The 21641-nt window shown below is 71.0% G+C and carries 20 protein-coding genes; 10 read left to right on the plus strand and 10 right to left on the minus strand.

Annotated elements, in window-relative coordinates; translation table 11 throughout:
• Window positions 1-30: 30 nt before the first annotated feature.
• On the minus strand, window positions 31-1236 hold the full coding sequence (rocD, locus tag ACIO3P_RS16985) for an ornithine--oxo-acid transaminase (RefSeq protein WP_329828770.1): 1206 nt from the start codon (window positions 1234-1236) through the stop codon (window positions 31-33).
• Window positions 1237-1469: 233 nt separating this feature from the next.
• Here rocD and trpS point away from each other — a divergent pair, with 233 nt between their 5' ends.
• Both trpS and ACIO3P_RS16995 read left to right on the plus strand, forming a co-directional pair.
• On the plus strand, window positions 1470-2483 hold the full coding sequence (gene trpS / locus ACIO3P_RS16990; RefSeq protein WP_329828771.1) for a tryptophan--tRNA ligase: 1014 nt from the start codon (window positions 1470-1472) through the stop codon (window positions 2481-2483).
• Window positions 2484-2725: 242 nt separating this feature from the next.
• Entirely contained in the window at window positions 2726-3316 is a 591-nt protein-coding gene (locus ACIO3P_RS16995) for a 2'-5' RNA ligase family protein (RefSeq protein ID WP_329828772.1), read from the plus strand.
• Window positions 3317-3373: 57 nt separating this feature from the next.
• Here the strand turns inward: ACIO3P_RS16995 and ACIO3P_RS17000 are convergent, their stop codons facing one another.
• Entirely contained in the window at window positions 3374-4183 is an 810-nt protein-coding gene (locus ACIO3P_RS17000; RefSeq protein WP_401854938.1) for an SDR family NAD(P)-dependent oxidoreductase, read from the minus strand.
• Between the two features lie 114 nt (window positions 4184-4297).
• Between ACIO3P_RS17000 and ACIO3P_RS17005 the strand changes: the two genes are divergently transcribed.
• Complete coding sequence (locus tag ACIO3P_RS17005) at window positions 4298-5266, plus strand: YihY/virulence factor BrkB family protein (RefSeq protein WP_401854557.1); 969 nt, start codon at window positions 4298-4300, stop codon at window positions 5264-5266.
• Here ACIO3P_RS17005 and ACIO3P_RS17010 read toward each other — a convergent pair.
• A complete protein-coding gene (locus ACIO3P_RS17010) occupies window positions 5229-6542 on the minus strand; it encodes a D-alanyl-D-alanine carboxypeptidase family protein (protein WP_401854555.1) in 1314 nt (437 codons plus the stop codon). The two genes, ACIO3P_RS17005 and ACIO3P_RS17010, sit on opposite strands and share 38 nt — an antisense overlap.
• 97 nt (window positions 6543-6639) lie before the next feature.
• Here ACIO3P_RS17010 and ACIO3P_RS17015 point away from each other — a divergent pair, with 97 nt between their 5' ends.
• The 3 genes from ACIO3P_RS17015 to ACIO3P_RS17025 all read left to right on the plus strand — a co-directional run bounded on the left by ACIO3P_RS17015 (window position 6640) and on the right by ACIO3P_RS17025 (window position 10092).
• Entirely contained in the window at window positions 6640-6897 is a 258-nt protein-coding gene (locus ACIO3P_RS17015; protein ID WP_329828776.1) for an SCO4848 family membrane protein, read from the plus strand.
• Between the two features lie 14 nt (window positions 6898-6911).
• Window positions 6912-8369 (plus strand): metallophosphoesterase, encoded by a 1458-nt coding sequence (locus ACIO3P_RS17020; protein WP_401854553.1) that lies wholly within the window; start codon window positions 6912-6914, stop codon window positions 8367-8369.
• Between the two features lie 169 nt (window positions 8370-8538).
• The gene (locus ACIO3P_RS17025; protein WP_401854551.1) at window positions 8539-10092 is read left to right on the plus strand and encodes an ABC transporter substrate-binding protein; all 1554 of its coding nucleotides are present in this window, start codon (window positions 8539-8541) and stop codon (window positions 10090-10092) included.
• A gap of 9 nt (window positions 10093-10101) precedes the next feature.
• Here the strand turns inward: ACIO3P_RS17025 and ACIO3P_RS17030 are convergent, their stop codons facing one another.
• Together ACIO3P_RS17030 and ACIO3P_RS17035 are read right to left on the minus strand one after the other, a co-directional pair.
• Complete coding sequence (locus ACIO3P_RS17030; protein ID WP_401854549.1) at window positions 10102-10905, minus strand: TetR/AcrR family transcriptional regulator; 804 nt, start codon at window positions 10903-10905, stop codon at window positions 10102-10104.
• A 121-nt stretch (window positions 10906-11026) separates the two neighbouring features.
• Window positions 11027-11599 (minus strand): TetR/AcrR family transcriptional regulator, encoded by a 573-nt coding sequence (locus ACIO3P_RS17035; RefSeq protein ID WP_401854548.1) that lies wholly within the window; start codon window positions 11597-11599, stop codon window positions 11027-11029.
• A gap of 302 nt (window positions 11600-11901) precedes the next feature.
• On the opposite strand from ACIO3P_RS17035, the gene ACIO3P_RS17040 reads away from it, so the two are divergent.
• From ACIO3P_RS17040 to ACIO3P_RS17055, 4 genes are read left to right on the plus strand one after another with little or no spacing between them, the layout of a single operon-like run.
• Complete coding sequence (locus tag ACIO3P_RS17040; protein WP_329828785.1) at window positions 11902-12474, plus strand: 2Fe-2S iron-sulfur cluster-binding protein; 573 nt, start codon at window positions 11902-11904, stop codon at window positions 12472-12474.
• On the plus strand, window positions 12471-13463 hold the full coding sequence (locus ACIO3P_RS17045) for a xanthine dehydrogenase family protein subunit M (RefSeq protein WP_329828786.1): 993 nt from the start codon (window positions 12471-12473) through the stop codon (window positions 13461-13463). The genes ACIO3P_RS17040 and ACIO3P_RS17045 overlap by 4 nt, the downstream gene beginning before the upstream one ends.
• Window positions 13460-15592 carry a xanthine dehydrogenase family protein molybdopterin-binding subunit gene (locus ACIO3P_RS17050; protein WP_401854546.1) on the plus strand — a complete coding sequence of 711 codons (2133 nt, stop codon included), beginning with the start codon at window positions 13460-13462 and terminating at the stop codon, window positions 15590-15592. The genes ACIO3P_RS17045 and ACIO3P_RS17050 overlap by 4 nt, the downstream gene beginning before the upstream one ends.
• The gene (locus ACIO3P_RS17055) at window positions 15585-16727 is read left to right on the plus strand and encodes an XdhC family protein (RefSeq protein WP_401854544.1); all 1143 of its coding nucleotides are present in this window, start codon (window positions 15585-15587) and stop codon (window positions 16725-16727) included. The genes ACIO3P_RS17050 and ACIO3P_RS17055 overlap by 8 nt, the downstream gene beginning before the upstream one ends.
• Before the next feature lie 91 nt (window positions 16728-16818).
• On the opposite strand, the gene ACIO3P_RS17060 is transcribed toward ACIO3P_RS17055, so the two are convergent.
• From ACIO3P_RS17060 to sdhA, 5 genes are all read right to left on the minus strand, one after another.
• A complete protein-coding gene (locus ACIO3P_RS17060; RefSeq protein WP_401854542.1) occupies window positions 16819-17034 on the minus strand; it encodes a DUF397 domain-containing protein in 216 nt (71 codons plus the stop codon).
• On the minus strand, window positions 17031-17861 hold the full coding sequence (locus tag ACIO3P_RS17065; protein ID WP_401854540.1) for a Scr1 family TA system antitoxin-like transcriptional regulator: 831 nt from the start codon (window positions 17859-17861) through the stop codon (window positions 17031-17033). Before ACIO3P_RS17065 ends, ACIO3P_RS17060 begins: the two co-directional genes overlap by 4 nt.
• 523 nt (window positions 17862-18384) lie before the next feature.
• The gene (locus ACIO3P_RS17070; RefSeq protein ID WP_329828792.1) at window positions 18385-18966 is read right to left on the minus strand and encodes a hypothetical protein; all 582 of its coding nucleotides are present in this window, start codon (window positions 18964-18966) and stop codon (window positions 18385-18387) included.
• 131 nt (window positions 18967-19097) lie between these two features.
• Window positions 19098-19886 carry a succinate dehydrogenase iron-sulfur subunit gene (locus ACIO3P_RS17075; protein ID WP_329828794.1) on the minus strand — a complete coding sequence of 263 codons (789 nt, stop codon included), beginning with the start codon at window positions 19884-19886 and terminating at the stop codon, window positions 19098-19100.
• A complete protein-coding gene (gene sdhA, locus ACIO3P_RS17080) occupies window positions 19886-21640 on the minus strand; it encodes a succinate dehydrogenase flavoprotein subunit (protein WP_329828796.1) in 1755 nt (584 codons plus the stop codon). The genes ACIO3P_RS17075 and sdhA overlap by 1 nt, the downstream gene beginning before the upstream one ends.
• Window position 21641: the final 1 nt, after the last annotated feature.

Raw genomic sequence — 21641 nt, forward strand, 5'->3', positions numbered from 1 at the left:
CGCCCCCCGCGACCCTCCGCCCCGTACCCCCTACTCCGCAAGCACCGCCCGCAACTGGTCGAGCCCCCAGTCCAGGTCCTCCTTGCTGATCACCAGCGGTGGGGCGATCCGGATCGTGGAGCCGTGCGTGTCCTTCACCAGGACTCCCCGGTCCATCAGCCGCTCCGAGATCTCCCGGCCCGTCCCGTGCGTCGGCACGATGTCCACGCCGGCCCACAGCCCCCGGCCGCGTACCGCCGCCACCGCCCCACCGGCCGTCAGCAGCCCCAGCTCCCGGTGGAGGTGGTCGCCCAGCTCCGTCGCCCGCTGCTGGAACTCACCGGTCCGCAGCATCGCGATGACCTCCAGTGCCACCGCGCAGGCCAGCGGGTTCCCGCCGAACGTCGACCCGTGCTCGCCGGGCCTGTGCACACCCAGCACCGCCGCCGAGGAGACCACCGCCGACACCGGGACCACCCCGCCGCCGAGCGCCTTGCCGAGCACGTACATGTCCGGCACCACGTTCTCGTGCTCGCAGGCGAAGGTCGTGCCCGTCCTGCCGAGCCCCGACTGGATCTCGTCCGCGATGAAGAGCACGTTCCGCTCCCGGGTCAGCGCGCGCACCCCGGCGAGATAGCCGGGCGGCGGGACCAGCACCCCGGCCTCGCCCTGGATCGGCTCCAGCAGCACGGCCACGGTGTTGTCGGTCAGCGCCTCCTCCATGGCCGTGAGGTCGCCGTACGGCACGATCTCGAACCCCGGGGTGTACGGACCGAAGTCCGCGCGGGCCTCCGCGTCCGTGGAGAAGCTGATGATCGTCGTCGTACGGCCGTGGAAGTTGTTGCCCGCCACGACGATCTTCGCCCTGCCGTCGGGCACGCCCTTGACGCGGTACCCCCACTTCCTGGCGGTCTTCACCGCCGTCTCCACCGCTTCCGCGCCGGTGTTCATCGGCAGGACCATCTCCATGCCGCACAGGTCGGCCAGCTCCGTACAGAACTCCGCGAAGCGGTCGTGGTGGAAGGCCCGGGACGTCAGCGTCACCTTGTCCAACTGGGCCTTGGCGGCCTCGATGAGCCGCCGGTTGCCATGGCCGAAGTTGAGCGCCGAGTACCCGGCGAGCATGTCGAGGAAGCGCCGCCCCTCGACATCCGTCATCCAGGCGCCGTCCGCCGAGGCGACGACGACGGGCAGCGGATGGTAGTTGTGCGCACTGTGGGCCTCCGCCGAGGCGATGGCGCTCTCCGTTGTCGACACGGGTCTCTCCGATCGGTCAGGGCAAGCTGGCAAGCGCTGCTGCTCCGAGGGGGGCAGAGCCCCACTTTCTTTCGTCGCACGCAGTCCGGACGATGAAAGCTTGCCCGTAACGGCACCTGATTGAACAGGTTGAGTCTTCCGACCTCCGTCCACCGGCCTACCGCCGTGTCGTCTCCCCGCCCTCTCCGGAGATCCGTTTCGAGCTGTCGGTCCCACCTGAGACAATGCTGAGCATGGCCTCTGATCGTCCTCGTGCCCTCTCCGGAATCCAGCCCACCGCAGGCTCGTTCCACCTCGGGAACTACCTCGGTGCGGTGCGTCAGTACGTCGCGCTGCAGGAGTCCCATGACGCGTTCTACGTGGTCGTGGACCTGCACGCGATCACCGTTCCGCAGGACCCCGCCGCGCTGCGCGCCAACACGCGGCTGGCCGCCGCCCAGCTCCTGGCCGCCGGGCTCGACCCGCAGCGCTGCACGCTCTTCGTGCAGAGCCATGTTCCCGAGCACGCCCAGCTCGCCTGGGTCATGAACTGCATCGCGGGCTTCGGCGAGGCGTCCCGGATGACGCAGTTCAAGGACAAGTCGGCCAAGGAAGGCTCGGACCGCGCCACGGTCGGCCTCTTCACGTACCCGATCCTCCAGGTCGCGGACATCCTGCTCTACCAGGCCGACGCCGTCCCGGTCGGTGAGGACCAGCGCCAGCACATCGAGCTGACCCGTGACCTCGCGGAGCGCTTCAACTCCCGCTTCGGACCGACGTTCACGGTCCCGGCGCCGCACATCGTCAAGGAGGTCGCCAAGATCTACGACCTCCAGGACCCCGCGATCAAGATGAGCAAGTCGGCGTCCACGCCGAAGGGCCTGATCAACCTGCTCGACGAGCCGAAGACGACGGCGAAGAAGATCAAGAGCGCCGTCACGGACACCGGCACGGAGATCCGCTTCGACGCGGCGGCCAAGCCCGGCGTGAGCAATCTGCTCACGATCTACTCCACGCTCACGGACACGTCCGTCGCCGATCTTGAGCTGCGCTACGAGGGCAAGGGGTACGGCGCGCTGAAGACGGACCTGGCCGAGGTGATGGTCGAATTCGTCACACCCTTCCGGAACCGTACGCAGGAATATCTGGACGACCCCGAGACGTTGGACGCCATCCTGGCCGAGGGCGCGGAGAAGGCCCGCACGGTCGCCGGGGAGACGCTGGCCCAGGCGTACGGGAGAGTCGGCTTCCTGCCGGCCAAGCACTGAGCCAGGTGCCGGAAACCGGGGGCCGGCGGGGCGACCGTATGGACGAATCCGTGTGACGTGGGTACGTCGGACGGTTACGCCATGTACTGATGCCGGCCCCCGGTCCGGCGAGCGGTGGCCAGCACGGCCGTGCGACCGTCACACTGGCGGGCGGCGCGGGCGACAGGGACGGCCGGCAGAGACGGCCGGCGGAAACAGATCGACAACATCGGCACATCGGCACAGAGACTGAGGAGAACGACGTGGGGACCGTAACGCTCGGCGTTTCGATCGCGGTCCCGGAGCCCTACGGCACTCTGATCCAGGAGCGGCGTGCGAGCTTCGGTGACACCGCCGCGCACGCCATCCCCACGCATGTCACGCTGCTGCCGCCCACCGAGGTGGACGCGTCGACGCTGCCCGCGATCGAGGCGCATCTCGCCGCCGTCGCGTCGGCCGGCCGCCCCTTCCCCATGCGGCTCTCGGGCACCGGTACGTTCCGCCCGCTCTCCCCGGTCGTCTTCATCCAGGTCGTCGAGGGCGCGTCGGCCTGCGCCTGGCTCCAGAAGCGGGTCAGGGACTCCTCGGGGCCGCTCGTGCGCGAGCTCCAGTTCCCGTACCACCCGCATGTGACCGTCGCGCACGGCATCGCGGAAGAGGCGATGGACCGGGCCTACGAAGAGCTGTCGGAGTACGGGGCGCAGTGGAGCTGCACCTCCTTCGCGCTCTACGAACAGGGCACGGACGGCGTCTGGCGCAAGGTGCAGGAGTACGCGTTCGGCGGCGGTACGGAGACGCCCCCGGTGCCCTCCCAAACCACCCCCGCCGACCACCCCGCCCCCCTGAGCCCGTAACCCGTAAGGCGGGCTCAGACGGGCAGGACGGGCTCAGATGGGCACCGTAAGGCGGGCTCAGATCGGCAGCCTGCGGAAGAGCCCGCGCGGCAGCACCCGCAGCGCCGTCGCCAGCACCCGCAGCGCCCCCGGCACCCACACCGTCTCCGCCCCCCGCCGCAGCCCCGCCTCGACGGCCACGGCCACCTCCCCGGGCGTCGTCGCCAGCGTCAGGGCCGTCGGCGCCTGCGCGTCGGCCGGCCGGGGCAGGCCGGGCCGCGCCGGCGTCCACGGCCGTACGAAGCCGGGCCGTACGACCATGACCCGTACCCCCGTGCCCTGCATCGCGTCCCCCAGCCCCTGCGTGAACGCGTCCAGACCCGCCTTGCTCGACCCGTAGATGAAGTCGGCGCGCCGGGCCCGCTCCGCGGCCACCGAGGAGAGCACCACCAGCGCGCCGTGCCCCTGCGCCTGAAGGGCCGCCGCGCACACCAGCCCGGCCGAGACCCCGCCCGTGTAGTTCGTCTGCGCCACCCGGGCCGCCGTCGGCGGATCCGCCTCGTCCCGCGCCTGGTCGCCCAGGACCCCGAAGGCCAGCAGCACCAGGTCGACCGGGCCCTCCGCGAAGACCTTCCCCAGCGACTCCGCGTGCGCGGCGGGGTCCAGGGCGTCGAAGGCGACGGTGCGGACCTCCGCGCCGCACGTGGTCCGCAGCCCGGCAGCGGCGGCCTCCAGCGCGGGGGAGGAGCGGCCCGCCAGCCAGACCGTACGGGTGCCGCGGACGATCAGCCGGCGCGCGGTGGCCAGGCCGATCTCCGACGTACCGCCGAGGACGAGCAGGGACCGCGGGATACCGGAGGCGGGCGAGGTGCCGGAGGCGTCCTTCATCGGTGAGCGCATGAACGCGACCGTATCGCCAGGATCGCCCTATATCTCACTCTTGCGCGCTCTTGTCGCGATGCCCGCAGGGATACTCGTATGAATGGGGGTAGACACCTCCTCATGGACTGGCTGAAAAACCTCCCTGTCATCGGTCCGGTCGTGGCACGGCTGATGCGGACCCACGCCTGGCGCTCGTACGAGAGGCTCGACCGGGTCCACTGGACGCGGCTCGCCGCCGCCATCACGTTCATCAGCTTCCTCGCGCTCTTCCCGCTGATCACCGTGGGCGCGGCGATCGGCGCCGCGCTGCTCAGCCAGGGCCAACTCGACCGGCTCCAGGAGAGCATCGCGAAGCAGGTCCCCGGCATCTCGCAGCAGCTCGACCTCAACGCCCTCGTCGCCAACGCGGGCACGGTCGGGCTGGTGGCGGGCGCGCTGCTGCTCTTCACCGGCATCGGCTGGATCGGCTCGATGCGGGAGTGCCTGCGGGCCGTCTGGGAGCTGGAGGACCCGCAGGACGGCAACCCCTTTCTCCTCAAGGGCAAGGACGGCGTGGTCCTGCTGGGCCTCGGCGCGGTCGGGCTCGCCTCGCTGGGCGCCTCGGGGCTCGGCTCGACGGCCGTCGGCTGGAGCGCCGACAAGCTCGGCATCCCCGAGGGCGGGGCGGGCGGCGTACTGCTCCAGGCCGCCGCCCTCGTGGTGGCGGTGCTGGCCGATTTCCTGCTGCTCCTGTACGTCCTGACGCTGCTGCCCCGCGTCCACCCGCCGCGCCGCCGGCTCGTCGTCGCCGCGCTGATCGGCGCCGTCGGCTTCGAACTGCTGAAGCTGCTGCTCGGCGGCTACATGAGGGGCGTGGCGACGAAGAGCATGTACGGCGCGTTCGGGGTGCCGGTGGCGCTGCTGCTCTGGATCAACTTCACGGCGAAGCTGCTGCTGTTCTGCGCCGCCTGGACGGCGACGCGGAGCAAGCCCGAGGAGGAGACGGAACCGACCGAGGAGGCCCCCGGCGAGGCATCCGAAGAGGAGGACGGGAACGGCGCGTACGGCGGCGCTACCCGCGCGGACGGCGCAGCGGCCAGCGCCGGTTGACCAGGTACCCCGTACCCGCGAGCAGGACCAGCGCCCCGCCCGTGATGCCGAGCGCGGTCCCGGCCCCGCCCGTACCGCCGTTCGCCGCCGCCACGGTGCTGGCGTGGCCGTCGGCCCCCGTGTCCGTCCCCACCTGCGTGGAGTCCGGGGACGGGCTCGTACGGGCCGACTTCGGCGGCACCAGCACCCCGACCGGCTTCACCTTGCCGCTCGCCGCGAAGCCCCAGTCCAGCAGCCGGGCCGTCTCCTGGTAGACCGCGTGGGCCTCGGTGGACGACGGGTTCATGACCGTGACCAGCAGCTTCTTGCCGTCGCGCTCGGCGACCCCGGTGAAGGTGTTCCCGGCGTGCGTGGTGCTGCCGTTCTTCACCCCCGCGATGCCCCGGTACTGGGCGACCCCGCCCGCACCGGTCAGCAGCCGGTTGGTGTTCTGGATCTCGAAGTTCTCCCGTACGGGCTTGAAGCCCTCCTTCTTCTCGCCCTCCTTCGGCTTGGAGAACTCGCCGGGGAACTTGGCCGACTGCGTCGAGCTGTACTCCCGGAACTCCTTCTTCTGGAGGCCGGAGCGGGCGATCAGCGTGAGGTCGTACGCGCTGGAGACCTGGCCCTTCTCGTCGTAGCCGTCGGGCGTGACCACATGGGTGTCCAGCGCCTGCAGCTCGTCGGCCTGCGCCTGCATCTGCCCGACCGTCTTCTCCACCCCGCCGTTCATGGCGGAGAGCACATGGACGGCGTCGTTGCCGGAGCGCAGGAAGACGCCCAGCCACAGGTCGTGGACGGAGTACGTGAGGTCTTCCTTCACCCCCACCAGACTGCTGCCCGCGCCCACCCCCATGAGGTCGGCGTTGGTGACCTTGTACTCCTCCGTCGCGGGCAGCTTCGGCAGCAGCGTGTCCGCGAAGAGCATCTTGAGCGTGGAGGCGGGCGGCAGCCGCCAGTGCGCGTTGTGCGACGCCAGTACGTCACCGGACTCGGCGTCCGCGACGATCCAGGACCGGCCGCTCAGCTTCTTCGGCAGCACCGGCACACCCGCGCCGAGGTTCACCTGCGTACCCGCCTTGCCGAGCAGCGCCCCGCCGACCGTGGACATCGAGGCGGGCGGCTTCGGCTGCTTCTTGCCGGGCGCGTCGGCCCTGCTGTCGGCGGAGGCCGTGGGAGCCGCGGGAGCCTCGGGCGCGTCGGGCGCCGCGGTGGCCGCCGAGGCGGGCAGAGCGGTCAGAACGGGCAGCAGAGCGGCGGCGAGGACCGTCACGGCGGTCTTTTTCAGAGCGGGCACGACCGAGAACGTACATGCATCAGCCACGGATGGAGACACCGGCGGATCTCCCGGACCCCGCTGCCGCCGCCCGGAGGGCGACGGCGATACTGAATCCATGAAGCTCAGCCGCCCCGTGTCCTGGTTCCTGCTCGTGTTCGGGGTCTGGAGCTGGTTCATCTGGATCACTTTCGTGAAAAATCTCTGGCAGGACGGCAGCGGGCTCGCCTTCGACGACGCCGGTGACCCGACGGGATATTTCTGGGTGCACCTGACGCTCGCCGTCGTGTCCTTTCTTCTGGGGACGACGATCGGCGTGATCGGGTTCCGTGGCGTCCGCGCACTCCGGCGCGAACAGCCCGAACAACAGGTATAGGGGGCGCGTTCTTCGTGGTTGTCGTGGTCGTTCTGACGGGACTCGCGGCCGTCGCGGTACTGGTCGCGGCGCACTGGTACGTGTGGCGGCGCCTGGTGCGCGACACGACGTCGGCGCCCGGGGCCGCCCGCAGGCTGGGAACGGTTGCGATCATTCTGCTGCCTGTTCTCTCCGTCGGCGCAATGAGTTCGAGCCGTTCGGGGGCGCCCTTCCTGCTCCAGCAGATCCTGGCCTGGCCGGGATTCCTGTGGCTGGCGACCCTGCTGTACCTGGTGCTGGCGCTGGTGGTGGCCGAGGCGGCCCGCCCGGCGCTGCGGCGCTTCCTGGCCCGGCGGGACGCGACGGCGAAGACACCGGAGCCGACTACTCCGACAGGGCCACAGGACGAGGCCGCCACGGAGCGGACGACCTCGGAGCCGAGCACCGCCGAGCCGAGCACCACGGGGCCGGGCGCCGAAGAGCCGAGCACCACGGAGCCGGGCGCCGCCGCGAAGACGGGGACAGCGACGAAGGCGGGGACAGCGACCAAGACGGAGGCGGCGACGGAGACGGAGGCGGAGCCGATCGCCCCGCCTTCCGCCCCCGCCGCCACGGTCCCCTCCGCCGCCGCTCCCTCCGGACCCTCGGCTCCCTCCAGCTCCTCCGGCCCCTCCCGCCGTCTGTTCGTCTCGCGTGCCGTCGGCGGCGCCGCCGCCACCGCCGCGCTCGCCACCGTCGGGTACGGCACGTACGGCGTCCTGCGCGGCCCGAGCGTCAAGCGCGTCACCGTTCCGCTCGCCAAGCTGCCGCGCGCCGCCCACGGCTTCCGTATCGCCGTCGTCAGCGACATCCACCTCGGCCCGATCCTGGGCAGCGCCCACACCCGGCGCATCGTCCGTGCGATCAACTCCACCCGGCCCGATCTGATCGCCGTCGTCGGTGACATGGTCGACGGCAGCGTCCAGGACCTGGGCCCGGCCGCCGAACCCCTCGTCGGTCTGGAGGCCCCGCACGGCTCCTTCTTCGTGACCGGCAACCACGAGTACTACTCGGACGCGAGCGCCTGGATCGACCACGTACGCGAACTGGGGCTGCGGCCCCTGGAGAACGAGCGCGTCGAGATCGCCGGGTTCGATCTCGCCGGGGTCAACGACATCGCGGGCGAGACCGAGGGCGCGGGCCCCGACTTCGTCAAGGCGCTCGGGGACCGCGACCCGGCCAGGGCCTCCGTGCTCCTCGCGCACCAGCCCGTCGTCATCCACGACGCCGTACGCCACGGCGTCGACCTCCAGCTCTCCGGCCACACCCACGGCGGCCAGCTCTGGCCCGGCAACCTCATCGCGGGCTTCGCCAACCCCACCGTCGCCGGTCTTGAGCGGTACCAGGACACCCAGCTCTACGTGTCGCGCGGCGCGGGCGCCTGGGGTCCTCCCGTACGGGTCGGCGCGCCCTCCGACATCACCGTCGTGGAGCTCGCCTCACGCCAGGCGTGACCCCCGCGGGCGCTCTCCCCCGCCCCTGCCTCGCCCCTACTCGCGAGTGTTCTCGGCTTAACGTGACTGTTGCCCGGGAGAGCGCCGATTTCCCTTCCACAGGTGGAGACCTTTGTGGTTGGGTGAGCGCCATCACGGTCAGGGGTGGGCGTGACAGAGGGGCACAGCGATGCGGTCGGTCCGGGTGCGGATACTCATCACATGTCTGGTTCTGGTGGCCGCGGGAGTGGGCGGCTGGCAGCTACTGCCGTCCAACCGGGCGGATACGAAACCGATCACCGTCGGTACGACGGACGTCGTCTCGTCGCTCGACCCGGCGGGGGCGTACGACGCGGGATCCTGGGCGCTGTTCAGCAACATCTACCAGTCGTTGCTGACGTTCGCACCCGCCTCGATCACCCCCGTACCGGACGCGGCCCGCTCCTGCGGCTTCACCGGTACGGAACTCACCACCTACCGCTGCCAGTTGCGGGACGGCATCCGCTTTCCCAGTGGCGCGACGATGACCGCGGAGGACGTCAAGTACTCCTTCGACCGCGTCCTCGCCATCAAGGCGGACGCCGGCCCCGCGCCGCTCTTCGCCACGCTCAAGTCGGTGGTGGCGGACGGGCAGACGGTCACGTTCCAACTCCGCTCGCGCGACGCGACGTTCCCGCTCAAGGTGGCCACCGGGGCCGGCGCGATCGTCGACCGCACCCAGTACCCGGCGGACGCGCTGCTCGCCGGTGACAAGGTCGGCGGCTCGGGACCGTACCTCCTCGACCAGTACCTGCCGGGCTCCTCCGCCCACCTGGAGCCCAACCCCGATTACCGGGGCGCGATCGAGGCGACCGGCGGCCCGGTGGACATCGAGTACTTCAAGACCTCCGACGCGCTCGCCGACGCCTGGCAGGCCCGTACGGTCGAGGTCACCCACCGCCAGCTCCCGCCGTCCGTGATCGCCGGGCTGGACGGCGGCGGGGACGGCGTACGGGTCAACGAGTCGGACAGCGCCGCCATCCGCAACCTCGTCCTCAACACGCGTTCCGGGTCGCCGATGGCCGACAAGGCGGTGCGCCGGGCGATCGCCGCCGTGGTCGACCGGCCGCGGGTCGTCTCCGGTGTGTACGCGTCGACGGTCGAGCCGCTCTACTCGCTGATCCCGCAGGGCATCACCTCCCACAGCACCCCGTTCTTCGACGCCTACCCGGAGCCGGACACCGCGCGCGCCCGCGCCCTCCTGGAGGACGCGGGGGTGCAGACGCCGGTCAGCTTCACGCTCGGATACGCGCAGGGCGGCGCGGCGGCGCCGGAGGCGGCCGAGCTGCGCCGCCAGCTCGAAGCGACCGGGCTCTTCAAGGTGACGGTCGTCGAGAACGAGTGGACGGAGTTCCAGAAGGGCTACTCCAAGGGCGAGTTCGACGCGTACACCATCGGCTGGGTGCCGGACTTCCCCGACCCCGACAACTTCATCCAGCCCCTGATCGGGCGCGGCTCGATCCTGCACAACGGCTACACGGACGACCGGGTCGACGAACTGATCCGCTCCACGCAGCGGTACGGCGAACGGGGCCGCGCCGCGCAGGACTTCAAGTCCTTGCAGCGGACGGTGGCCCAGGACGTGCCGATCGTGCCGCTCTGGCAGAAGAAGGACTACGTCCTGAGCACCGAGGACGTGACGGGCTCGCAGTACCTCTCGGACGGTACGGGCATCTGGCGGCTGTGGCGGCTGGGCCGGCTCTGAGGGCCCAGGTCAGTCGCCGCTCTTCCCCCCGGTCTTCTCCCCGCTCTTCTCCTTGACCTTCTCCTTCGTGCCGCCGCTGTCCTTGCCGTTCTTACGGGCCGCTGCCACCTGGGCCATGCCCGGCAGGAAGTCCGTGAACAGCTCGTGGACCTCGCGTACGAGCGGCCGGAGCACCCGGAAGCGGGAGAGCGCCGCGCCGCGCGCGACGAGCCGGGCGCCGCGCAGGGCGAGGCGGTGGCTGCGCTCGCTGTCCTGCGAGCGGTCGTACACCCAGTACAGGACCAGGCCCATCTGGGCCAGCCACATCAACTCGGGCAGCGAGGGCGCCAGTTCGGCGTCGACCTTGGCGGTGGAGCCGGCCAGCACCTCCCGGTGCACGGAGATGGCCGCCTCCCGGGTGGGCTCCGACTCGGGCGAGAAGGGGCTCAGCGGGCTGTCCGGGTCGGCGGCGTTCTTGAAGAACTGGGCGGCGAACTCGTGGTACGGCTCCGCGATCTCCAGCCACGCGGTCAGCACCCCGCCGAGCCGCGCCTCCAGACCGGTCTCCCGGTCGAGCACGGGCCGGATCGCCACACGGTGCTCGGTGGCGATCCGGTCGTAGAAGCCCTGGACGAGATGTTCCTTGGAGGAGAAGTAGTAATACGCGTTCCCGACGGAGACCTCGGCCTCCTGGGCGATGGCCCGCATGGTCGTTCTGTCGTAACCGCGCTCCTGGAAGAGCCGTAGCGCGGTCTCCAGGATGAGCGTGCGGGTCTGCTCGCTCTTGGGCGTGGCGGGGGCCTTGGCGTCCTTCTGATCCTTCTCGTCCTTCACGCTGCCTGAGCCTAGATGAACGCGGCGTTCTCGATGGTCGTGGGCGTTCGGAGGCCGTTTGTTCCGGGGTGATCCGCACGGGAGGCGCCCAGGGCGAACCCAGGGCGACCCCAGGGCGAACCTAGGGCGCGCCCGTCCGCAGCCCGGCCATGACGAGGTCCAGGAGCCGGGTGACCTGCGGCTGCCACTCGCCGACCGGATCGATCATCCAGAGGCCGGCGATGAGCAGGATGAAGTCCTCGCCGGTCACTCCTGGGCGGATGGTGCCGGCCTTCTCGCCGGCCCGCAGCAGCGCCTCGGCCGCGTCGGCCACGGGGGTGGGGGCCGGTTTCCCCGGGCTCCCCGGGGCGCTGGTGGCCTGGCGGATGGCGTCCGCGAGACCGGCCTTGGCCATGGCGAACCGGGCGAGGTGGTCCATCCACTCCCGCAGGGCGCGGTCCGGCTCCCGGTCCTGGAGCAGTTGGGCCGCGGAGTCGGCGACCTGCTGCATCTCGTGGCGGTAGATCTCCAGGACCAGGGACTCGCGGTTGGGGAAGTTGCGGTAGAACGTGCCCTGCCCGACGCACGCCTTTTTGGCGATCAGGCTCAACGGGGCGTCCGCGCACCGCGTCAGTTCGGTCAGGGCCACGTCCAGGATGCGTTCGCGGTTGCGCTGCGCATCCGAGCGCAGAGGTGGTTCCTTCTTCTGCTGCACTCGTCCTCCTCGTGAGCCCGGTTCCGGAACTCGCCCTTGCTGAGCGGACAATTGTCCACTACGTTCTCCCAGTAGTGGACAATTGTCCACTTGGGTCCGGTCCGGGGACGGACGTGATCCGGGCCGGTGACGACCGACCGCCCCGGGGATCCTTCCCCTTGTCCGCATGATGACAAGCCCGCACCGGCCCGTACAGCGCCACCCCGTACCGCACAGCATCGCCCCGTACCGCACCGACTCGTACCGACTCGTACCGCACCGACTCGTACAACGCGCTCCGGATCTGCGAAAGAAGGCTGTTCATGGCCCCGCCCCCCACGTCGACGCACAGCGCCGTCACGCTGAACATCAACGGCGAGAAGCACGCGCTCTCCGTCGACCACCGCACCACCCTGCTCGACGCGCTGCGCGAGCGCCTCGATCTGACCGGCACCAAGAAGGGCTGCGACCAGGGACAGTGCGGTGCCTGCACGGTACTGATCGACGGCCGCCGGGCCGTCTCCTGCTTACAGCTCGCGGTCGCGGCCGAGGGCCGTGAGATCACCACCATAGAAGGGGTCGCCGACGGCGACCGGCTGCACCCCGTGCAGCAGGCGTTCCTCGACCTGGACGGCTACCAGTGCGGCTACTGCACGCCGGGCCAGATATGTTCGGCCATCGCCGTGATCGAGGAGCACGCCGCGGGCTGGCCGAGCGCCGCCACCGGCGATGTCCGCCCCGAGGCCGGGCCGCCACCGCTGACCCCCGAGGAGATCCGCGAGCGGATGAGCGGCAACCTGTGCCGCTGCGGCGCGTACGTGTCGATCGTCCGGGCGGTCGCCCGAGCGGCCGCGGCAGACGCGCCCGTCGCGACCGGTGAGGAGCACGCCGCATGAGGGAGTTCGGTTACCAGCGCGCGCACGACGTCGCGGGCGCGGTCGCGCTGCTCGACGCCGATCCGGACGCGCGGTTCGTCGGCGGCGGCACCAACCTCGTCGACCTGATGAAGACCGGCGTGGAGCGGCCGGGCCGCCTCGTCGACATCCGCGAACTGCCCCTGGACGGCATCGAGTCGGCGCCGGACGGCGGGCTGCGCGTCGGCGCGACCGTCACCAACAGCGATCTCGCCGCCCACCCCGAGGTCCGGCGCCGCTACCCGGCGCTGGCGCAGGCCGTGCTCGCCGGTGCCTCCGGGCAGCTCCGTAACATGGCCACGGTCGGCGGCAACCTGCTCCAGCGCACCCGCTGCGGCTACTTCACCGACATCACCAAGCCGTGCAACAAGCGCGAACCCGGCAGCGGTTGCCCCGCCGTCAGCGGTGAGCACCACAACCACGCCGTCCTGGGCGCCTCCGAGCACTGCGTGGCCGTGCACCCCTCGGACCTCGGCGTGGCGCTGACCGCCTTCGACGCCGTCGTCTCGTACGAGACCGCGAGCGGGCCCGGTGAGACGCCGATCGGCGGGCTCTACCTGCCCGTGGGCGACACCCCGCACCGGGAGACCGCCCTGCCGCCGGGGGCGCTGATCACCGGCGTGACCCTGCCGCCGGCCCCCGTGGCCGCGCACTCGCGCTATCGCAAGGTGCGCGAGCGCGCCAGTTACGCGTTCGCCATCGGCTCGGTCGCCGCCGCGCTCGACGTCCGGGACGGCGTCGTACGGGAGGCGCGCCTGGCCCTCGGGGCGGTCGCTTCCCGGCCCTGGCGCGCCACGGCCGCCGAACGCGTGCTCACCGGCGCACCGGCCGACGCCGTGACCTTCGCCGCCGCCGCCGACGCCGAACTGGCCGCCGCCCGGCCGCTGCCCGGCAACGCGTACAAGGTGACCCTGATGCGCAACCTCGTGGTCGCCGTGCTCAGCGAACTCACCGAGGAGGCCGCCCGATGACCACCACCACCGCGGCCACCGCCGCGCTCCGCTCCGTCGGCACCGCGCACACCCGGGTGGAGGGCCGGGACAAGGTCACCGGAGCCGCCCGCTACGCGGGCGAGATCCCCTTCGACGAGCTCGCCCACGGCTGGCTGGTGCTCTCCACCGTCGCCCGCGGCCGGATCAGCTCCGTCGAGGACGGTCCCGTCCTGCGCATGCCCGGGGTCCTCAGCGTGCTGCACCACGGCAACGCCCCCCGCGTGGAGACCGACTACGTCGGCATGCTGGGCCGCCCGGACCCGACCGCCGCCCTCTTCCAGCACGACCGGGTACCGCACGCGGGCTGGCCGGTGGCCCTGGTCGTCGCCGAGACGTCCGAACAGGCCAGGGAGGCGGCCCAGACGCTGGTCGTACGGTACGAACAGGAGCCGCACGACGTCGCCTTCACCGGGGACCGCCCGGACGCCTACGCGGCGGAGGGCCACATGCCGGCGGTGACGGAGAAGGGCGACCTGGAGGCCGAGCTCGCCGCGTCCGCCGTCGTCCTGGACGCCGAGTACACCACGCCGGAGGAACACCACAGCTCGATGGAGCCGCACGCGGCGACCGCCCGGTGGGACGACGGCCGGCTGGAGATCGTCGACTCCAACCAGGGCACCACCTGGGTCCAGAACGAGCTGGCCCAGATGTTCTCGCTCGACCCCTCCTCGGTACGGGTCCGCTCCGAGCACATCGGCGGCGGCTTCGGCAGCAAGGGCGTCCGCGCCCACCAGGTGGGCGCGGTCATGGCCACGACCGTCCTGCGGCGCCCGGTCCGCCTCGTCATGACGCGCCGCCAGATGTTCACGCTGGCGGGCCACCGCAGCCCCACCGCGCAGCGGGTCAGGCTGGGCGCCGACGCGGACGGCCGGCTGCGCGCCCTGGCGCACGACTCGCTGAGCGCCACCTCCACGGTGCACGAGTTCGTCGAGCCGAGCGCCGGGGTGGCCCGGGTGATGTACGACGCCGACGCCCACCACACCGCCAACCGGGTCGTACGACTCGACGTGCCCAGCCCCACCTGGATGCGCGCGCCCGGCGAGGCGCCCGGCTCGTACGCGCTGGAGGCCGCGCTCGACGAACTCGCCGAGAAGTGCGGCGTCGACCCGATCGACCTGCGCCTGCGCAACGAGCCCGACAAGGGCCCCGTCTCCGGGCTCCCCTTCGGCAGCCGCAATCTGGTCGCCTGCTTCCAGGAGGGCGCCCGGCGCTTCGGCTGGGCCGACCGTGACCCGCGCCCCGGCCTGCGCCGGGACGGACGCTGGCTGCTCGGCACCGGTACGGCGGCGGCCTCCTTCGGCGCCGGGGCCGCGCCCTCCACGGCGGCCGTGACCGCCGAGGCCGACTCCACCTTCACTGTGCGGATCTCCGCCGCGGACATCGGCACCGGCGCGCGCACCGCGCTCACCCTGATCGCCGCCGACGCGCTGGACACCACGCCGGACCGGGTCCGGGTGCGGATCGGCGACAGCGACTTCGGCCCGGCGATGATCGCGGGTGGCTCCATGGGCACCCGCTCCTGGGCGTGGGCGGTCAACCTCGCCGCGCGCGACCTGCGGGAGCAGCTCGCCCTGGGCGGCACCGTGCCGCCCGAGGGCATCACGGCGCGCTCGGACACCTCCACCGCCGTCGGCGCCCTGCCGCCCAGGGAACGGCACTCCTTCGGGGCGCAGTTCGCCGAGGTCGCCGTGGACGTGGCGACCGGCGAGGTGCGTGTGCGGCGCATGCTCGGCATCTTCGCGGCCGGCCGTATCGTCAACCCGCTCACGGCGCGCAACCAGCTCGTCGGCGGCATGATCTGGGGCATCTCCATGGCCCTGCACGAGGAGGCCGTCCGCGACGGCAATCTGGGCGCCCATGTCGGCGCCGACCTCGCCGGCTACCACTTCGCCGCGCACGCCGACGTGGCGCAGGTCGAGGCCGACTGGGTGGACGACCCGGACCCGGACGACCCGGTCGGTATCAAGGGCGTCGGCGAGATCGGCATCGTGGGCGCCGCGGCCGCCGTCGCCAACGCGGTCTGGCACGCGACGGGCGTACGCCACCGGAACCTGCCCATCCGGCCCGACCGGGTGCTGCGGGCCACCGGCGGAGCGCCGGATGCTTGACATCGCCGAGGAACTGGACCGTTGGACGGCGGAGGGCCGGGACTTCGCGGTGGCCACCGTCGTGGCCGTCGGCGGCAGCGCGCCGCGCGGTCCCGGCGCCGCCCTCGCCGTCGACAGCGACGGCACGGTGATCGGTTCGGTCTCCGGCGGCTGCGTGGAGGGAGCGGTGTACGAGCTCTGCCTCCAGGCGCTGGGCGACGGCCGTACGGTGACCGAACGGTTCGGCTACAGCGACGAGGACGCCTTCGCGGTCGGGCTGACCTGCGGCGGGACCGTGGAGGTCATGGTCACCCCGGTCACCGCGCGGGCACCCGTCAGGGCGGTGTTCGCCGCGGCGCTGGCGTCCGCCGCCCGGGGCGGGCCGACCGCCCTGGCCCGGGTGGTCCGGGGCCCGGCCGACCTCCTGGGCCAGGCTCTGCTCGTACGCACCGACGGCACGTACGAGGGCACGCTGGCCGGTCATCCGCGACTGGACCGCACCGCGGCGGCCGAGGCGCGCGCCCTGCTGGAGGCGGGCCGCACCGGCACGGTCGGCCTCTCGGAGGACGGGACCCACTGCCCCGGCGGTCTCACCCTGTTCGTCGAGTCGAGCGTGCCGCCGCCGCGCATGATCGTGTTCGGCGCGGTGGACTTCGCCGGGGCGCTCGTCCGCGCGGGGAAGTTCCTGGGATACCGGGTGACCCTGTGCGACGCCCGGCCGGTCTTCGCCACCCCGGCCCGCTTCCCCGAGGCGGACGAGGTCGTGGTCGACTGGCCGCACCGCTACCTGTGGAGCACGTCGACCGACGAGCGCACCGTGCTGTGCGTGCTCACCCACGACGCCAAGTTCGACGTGCCCCTGCTGGAGACGGCGCTGCGGCTGCCGGTGGCGTACGTCGGCGCGATGGGCTCACGCCGCACGCACGAGGACCGCGACCGGAGACTGCGCGAAGCGGGCCTGGACGACCGGGAGCTGGCCCGGCTGCACTCGCCGATCGGGCTCGACCTCGGCGCCCGTACGCCGGAGGAGACCGCCCTGTCCATCGCGGCGGAGATCATCGCGGCCCGACGCGGCGGCACGGGCCTGCCGCTCACCGGATCGGGCACACCGATCCACCGGGACGAGGAGGAACGGACGTCCGCGGCGGCGGCCTGAGGCCCGCACTCACACGGACGACGACGGGGCGTGCCTGGCGCACGCCCCGCCGTCACAGCTCCCGTCACCGGTGCCCGGCAGGGGTGCGCGATCAGGAGGTTCCGAACTCGCCCCGGCGTACGGCGTGGACGAAGGCGCCGAAGGTGGCGTGCGGGAAGGTGAGGTGCGGGCCTTCGGGTGTCTTGGAGTCCCTGACGGGGATGGCGTGGGCGACGCCGTCGGCGACCTGGACGCACTCGCCGCCGTTGCTCTGGCTGAACGTGGAACTTCGCCAGTTAGCTTCGGGGATGGTGGCGGGCTTGGTCATGAGTAGCAGTCCTTCATGATGGAGTCGATCATTTCCGCGGACTCGTCCGGTGGCGCGGCCATGGCCTTCAGCAGATCATAGGCACCGTTTGCTGCTGCCACATCGTCAGTCTCCGCCAGAAGGTAGCCCCGTGGGAACCCGTCCACGTGGACGACGTCGGAAGCTCCCTCGTCGAATGACAACAGGCCAAAAGGGCTAGCCACAAGGTGGTTGCTGCTGCTGGTCGGCATGATCTGCACCACGTGCGGCGGCTTGCGGGCCAGGGCTAAGAGGTGGGAGAGCTGCTCACGCATCACAGCCTCACTGCCCACGGTGTTCCGTAGGACGAACTCGTTCAGGACGAGCCACAACCGGGTCGGCTCCTCCCGTTCCAGGACACGCTGACGCTCGACACGGGCGGTCACCAGGGCTTCGAGGTTGACCGGGCGCCCCGTACGCAGCACTGCCCGCGCGTACTCCTCCGTCTGCACGATGCCAGGCACCAACTGCGGGTGGAACATGTGCAACGAGGTGGCCGTCCATTCCAGTTCGACATACCTGCGGAACCACGGCGGAAAGGCCCACCGCAAGGCAAGCGGCCAGAGCCTGACGAAGCGTCCGTTGGCGTACGGGAACATCCGGTCGCACGCCTCCGCGAAGTTCAGCGGCGGTACGCGCTTCCCGGATTCGATCTTTGCCACGAGTGAGTAACCGCAGCATGCCTGCTTCCCGAGTGCTTCGCGCGTGATTCCCAGGCGCTCGCGCTCAAGCCGTACCTCGGCGCCGAAATGAGCGAGAGGGGAGAGGGTCGGGTCGGCCGTCTCTTCGGTTTCGTTTTCGACAGTCACGTGAACCCCCGAATCTCCGCTGGACAGCCATCAGCGTCCAGCTTGCCTGTCTGTTGGACGTGCTCACACACGCCGAAGCTTGAGTGCAGAAAGCGAGCACTGGTAACGGAAGGTACATCCCTGTGTGTGAGCAAGCCATCGATACGACGACGGACGACTCGGACGAGTTGGCCGGACCAGGCAGTGAGGCGCGGCGACGCCTTTCCCTGTTGATCGCCACGTTCGGGACGGATGGCGTCCTCGTGGTGCGGAAGGGTGTTCCCGGCGTGGACGGCGCCGACCTGGCGCCCGGGTCGGCGCTGAAGTGGCCGCCGTGCAAGTGCGGCAGCCCGAAGTGCCCGGACTACGACCCGTCGCCTGCGGCGAGGGGTGATGGGTAGCGGTGGCGTGCTGGGCCGGGGGTGTTCCATGGCGGACCGCCCGCCGTGAAACACCACCGGCCCACCCCGACAGACCCGGCCCGAACCCGCCCGCAAACAGCGCACCCCCACACCCACAGCCCGGCGCTTCGCTGCGGGAAGGCTTACATGTTGCTCAGCGACCGTGCGTAGTTGATCTGGCCCATGACCATCTGGAAGGACTCCGGGCCCATCGCCGGGATCATCGTCGAGTGGTGCCGGCCGCCGCTGCTGACCATGACCTGGATGAAGCCCGTCGTCCGCTTCTCCTTCATCAGGAGGAAGAAGAGGCCGACCAGGCAGAGCAGGCCGAAGACGACCGCCAGCACGATGGCGTGCGTGGGGATCTTCTCCTCCGTGCGGGACATGTCCGTCGCGTTCCAGACCGCGCCCTTCAGCGGCATCGTGCCCGAAGGGGTGATGATCGAGTCGCCCGTGACCGTGATGTCCCCGATCGCCAGCAGGGGCGCGCCGCCGCCGGGGCCCGGACCGATCGTCGGGGCCGGGGAGTAGCCCTGCGGCGGGGGGAAGCCGTATCCCGGAGGTGCGAGCGACTGGCCGTCGGCGAGGGTCGGAGGCGGGAAGTCGTACTGCGGGGTTCCCGGCGTGTACGGTCCTGGCTTGCCCGCTGCCGGGATGCCGGGACCGGGCTGCTGGGCCGGACCCCAGGTGTACTCACCGTCCGCGTACGGATTCGGTTCGCTCATCTCTTTCCCCGCTTCCCCTGCCCCGGTGGGGCCGCCTCGGCTTCCTCGTCCCGATCCTGACACACCGAAGGCCCGTTCCCGTACGGCGTGCGTACGGGAACGGGCCTCGGGCCAGGTGACCCCTGACGGGGTCAGAAGCGGCGCGTGATCAGCGCGCGCTTGACTTCCTGGATCGCCTTCGTGACCTCGATACCGCGTGGGCAGGCGTCCGTGCAGTTGAACGTCGTGCGGCAACGCCACACGCCGTCCTTGTCGTTGAGGATCTCCAGGCGCTGCTCGCCCGCCTCGTCACGCGAGTCGAAGATGAAGCGGTGCGCGTTGACGATCGCGGCCGGGCCGAAGTACTGCCCGTCGTTCCAGAACACCGGGCAGGACGACGTGCACGCGGCGCACAGGATGCACTTGGTGGTGTCGTCGAAGCGCTCGCGGTCCTCGGCGGACTGCAGGCGCTCGCGGGTCGGCTCGTTGCCGCTGGTGACCAGGAAGGGCATCACGTCGCGGTACGCCTGGAAGAACGGGTCCATGTCGACGATCAGGTCCTTGAGGACCGTCAGCCCCTTGATGGCCTCGACCGTGACCGGCTTGGTGACCGCGCCGGTCTTGTCCGTCGAGATGATGTCCTTGATCAGCGTCTTGCACGCCAGCCGGTTGCGGCCGTTGATCCGCATCGCGTCGGAGCCGCAGATGCCGTGCGCGCAGGAGCGCCGGAACGTCAGCGTGCCGTCGACATCCCACTTGATCTTGTGGAGGGCGTCGAGCACGCGCTCCTTCGGATCGATCTCGATCTGGAAGTCCTGCCACTCGGCCTCCGCGGAGACCTCGGGGTTGAACCGACGGATCCGGAACGTGACCGCGATGAGGTGCGAGGAGGTGGAGTCCGCCTCCAGCGCGCTGAGCTTGTCCAGGGTCGGGGTAGCCATCAGTACTTACGCTCCATCGGCTGGTAGCGGGTCTGGACGACCGGCTTGTAGTCGAGACGGATGGACTCGTTGCCGTCGTCGCCGACCTCGCGGTACGCCATGGTGTGGCGCATGAAGTTCACGTCGTCACGGTTGGGGAAGTCCTCGCGGTAGTGACCGCCGCGGGACTCCTTGCGGGCGAGCGCGGAGACGGCCATCACCTCGGCCAGGTCGAGCAGGTTGCCCAGCTCGACGGCCTCCAGCAGGTCCGTGTTGAACCGCTTGCCCTTGTCCTGGACGGAGACGTTCAGGTAGCGCTCGCGCAGCTCGCCGATCTTCTCGACGGCCGTCTTGATCGTCTGCTCCGTACGGAACACCATCACGTTGGCGTCCATGCACTCCTGGAGCTCCAGGCGCAGCGCGGCGACCCGCTCCTTGCCCGTGGACGCGCGCAACCGCTCGACCTGGGCCTCGACCAGCGACGCCGGGTCCTCGGGCAGCTCGACGAAGTCGTTCTTCGCCGCGTACTCGGCCGCGGCGATGCCCGACCTGCGGCCGAAGACGTTGATGTCGAGCAGCGAGTTGGTGCCCAGGCGGTTGGCGCCGTGCACCGACACACAGGCGACCTCGCCGGCCGCGTACAGGCCGGGGACGACCGTCGTGTTGTCGAGGAGGACCTCGCCCTGGACGTTGGTGGGGATGCCGCCCATGGCGTAGTGCGCGGTGGGCTGGATCGGGATCGGGTCCGTGTACGGCTCGATGCCCAGGTAGGTCCGCGCGAACTCCGTGATGTCGGGCAGCTTGGCGTCGAGCTGCTCCGGCGGCAGGTGCGTCAGGTCCAGGTAGACGTGGTCGCCCTCGGGACCGCAGCCGCGGCCCTCGCGGATCTCCGTGTAGATGGAGCGCGAGACGACGTCACGCGAGGCGAGGTCCTTCATGACGGGCGCGTACTTCTCCATGAAGCGCTCACCGTCCTTGTTGCGGAGGATGCCGCCCTCACCGCGGGCGCCCTCCGTCAGCAGGATGCCCATGCGCCAGATGCCCGTCGGGTGGAACTGGAAGAACTCCATGTCCTCCAGCGGCAGCCCGCGGCGGTAGCACGCGGCCTGGCCGTCACCGGTCAGGGTGTGCGCGTTCGAGGTCACCTTGAAGAACTTGCCGGTGCCGCCGGACGCGTAGATGACCGACTTCGCCTGGAAGACGTGGATCTCGCCGGTGGCGAGCTCGTACGCGACGACGCCCGCCGACTTCTTGACCCCGTCGACCTCGGTGAGGAGCTGGTCGAGGACGTAGAACTCGTTGAAGAACTCCACGCCCTCCTTGACGCAGTTCTGGTACAGCGTCTGGAGGATCATGTGGCCCGTGCGGTCCGCGGCGTAGCAGGACCGGCGGACCGGCGCCTCGCCGTGGTTACGGGAGTGGCCGCCGAAGCGGCGCTGGTCGATGGTGCCGTCCGGGGTGCGGTTGAACGGCAGGCCCATCTTCTCCAGGTCGAGGACCGCGTCGATGGCCTCCTTCGCCAGGATCTCGGCGGCGTCCTGGTCGACCAGGTAGTCGCCGCCCTTGATCGTGTCGAAGGTGTGCCACTCCCAGTTGTCCTCCTCCACGTTGGCGAGCGCGGCGGCCATGCCGCCCTGCGCCGCGCCCGTGTGGGAGCGGGTCGGGTAGAGCTTCGTCAGCACCGCCGTGCGGCTGCGCTTGGTCGACTCGATGGCCGCGCGCATACCGGCGCCACCGGCGCCGACGATGACGGTGTCGTACTTGTGGATCTTCATT

This window comes from Streptomyces sp. NPDC087310 (assembly GCF_044744405.1).
Classification (GTDB): domain Bacteria; phylum Actinomycetota; class Actinomycetes; order Streptomycetales; family Streptomycetaceae; genus Streptomyces.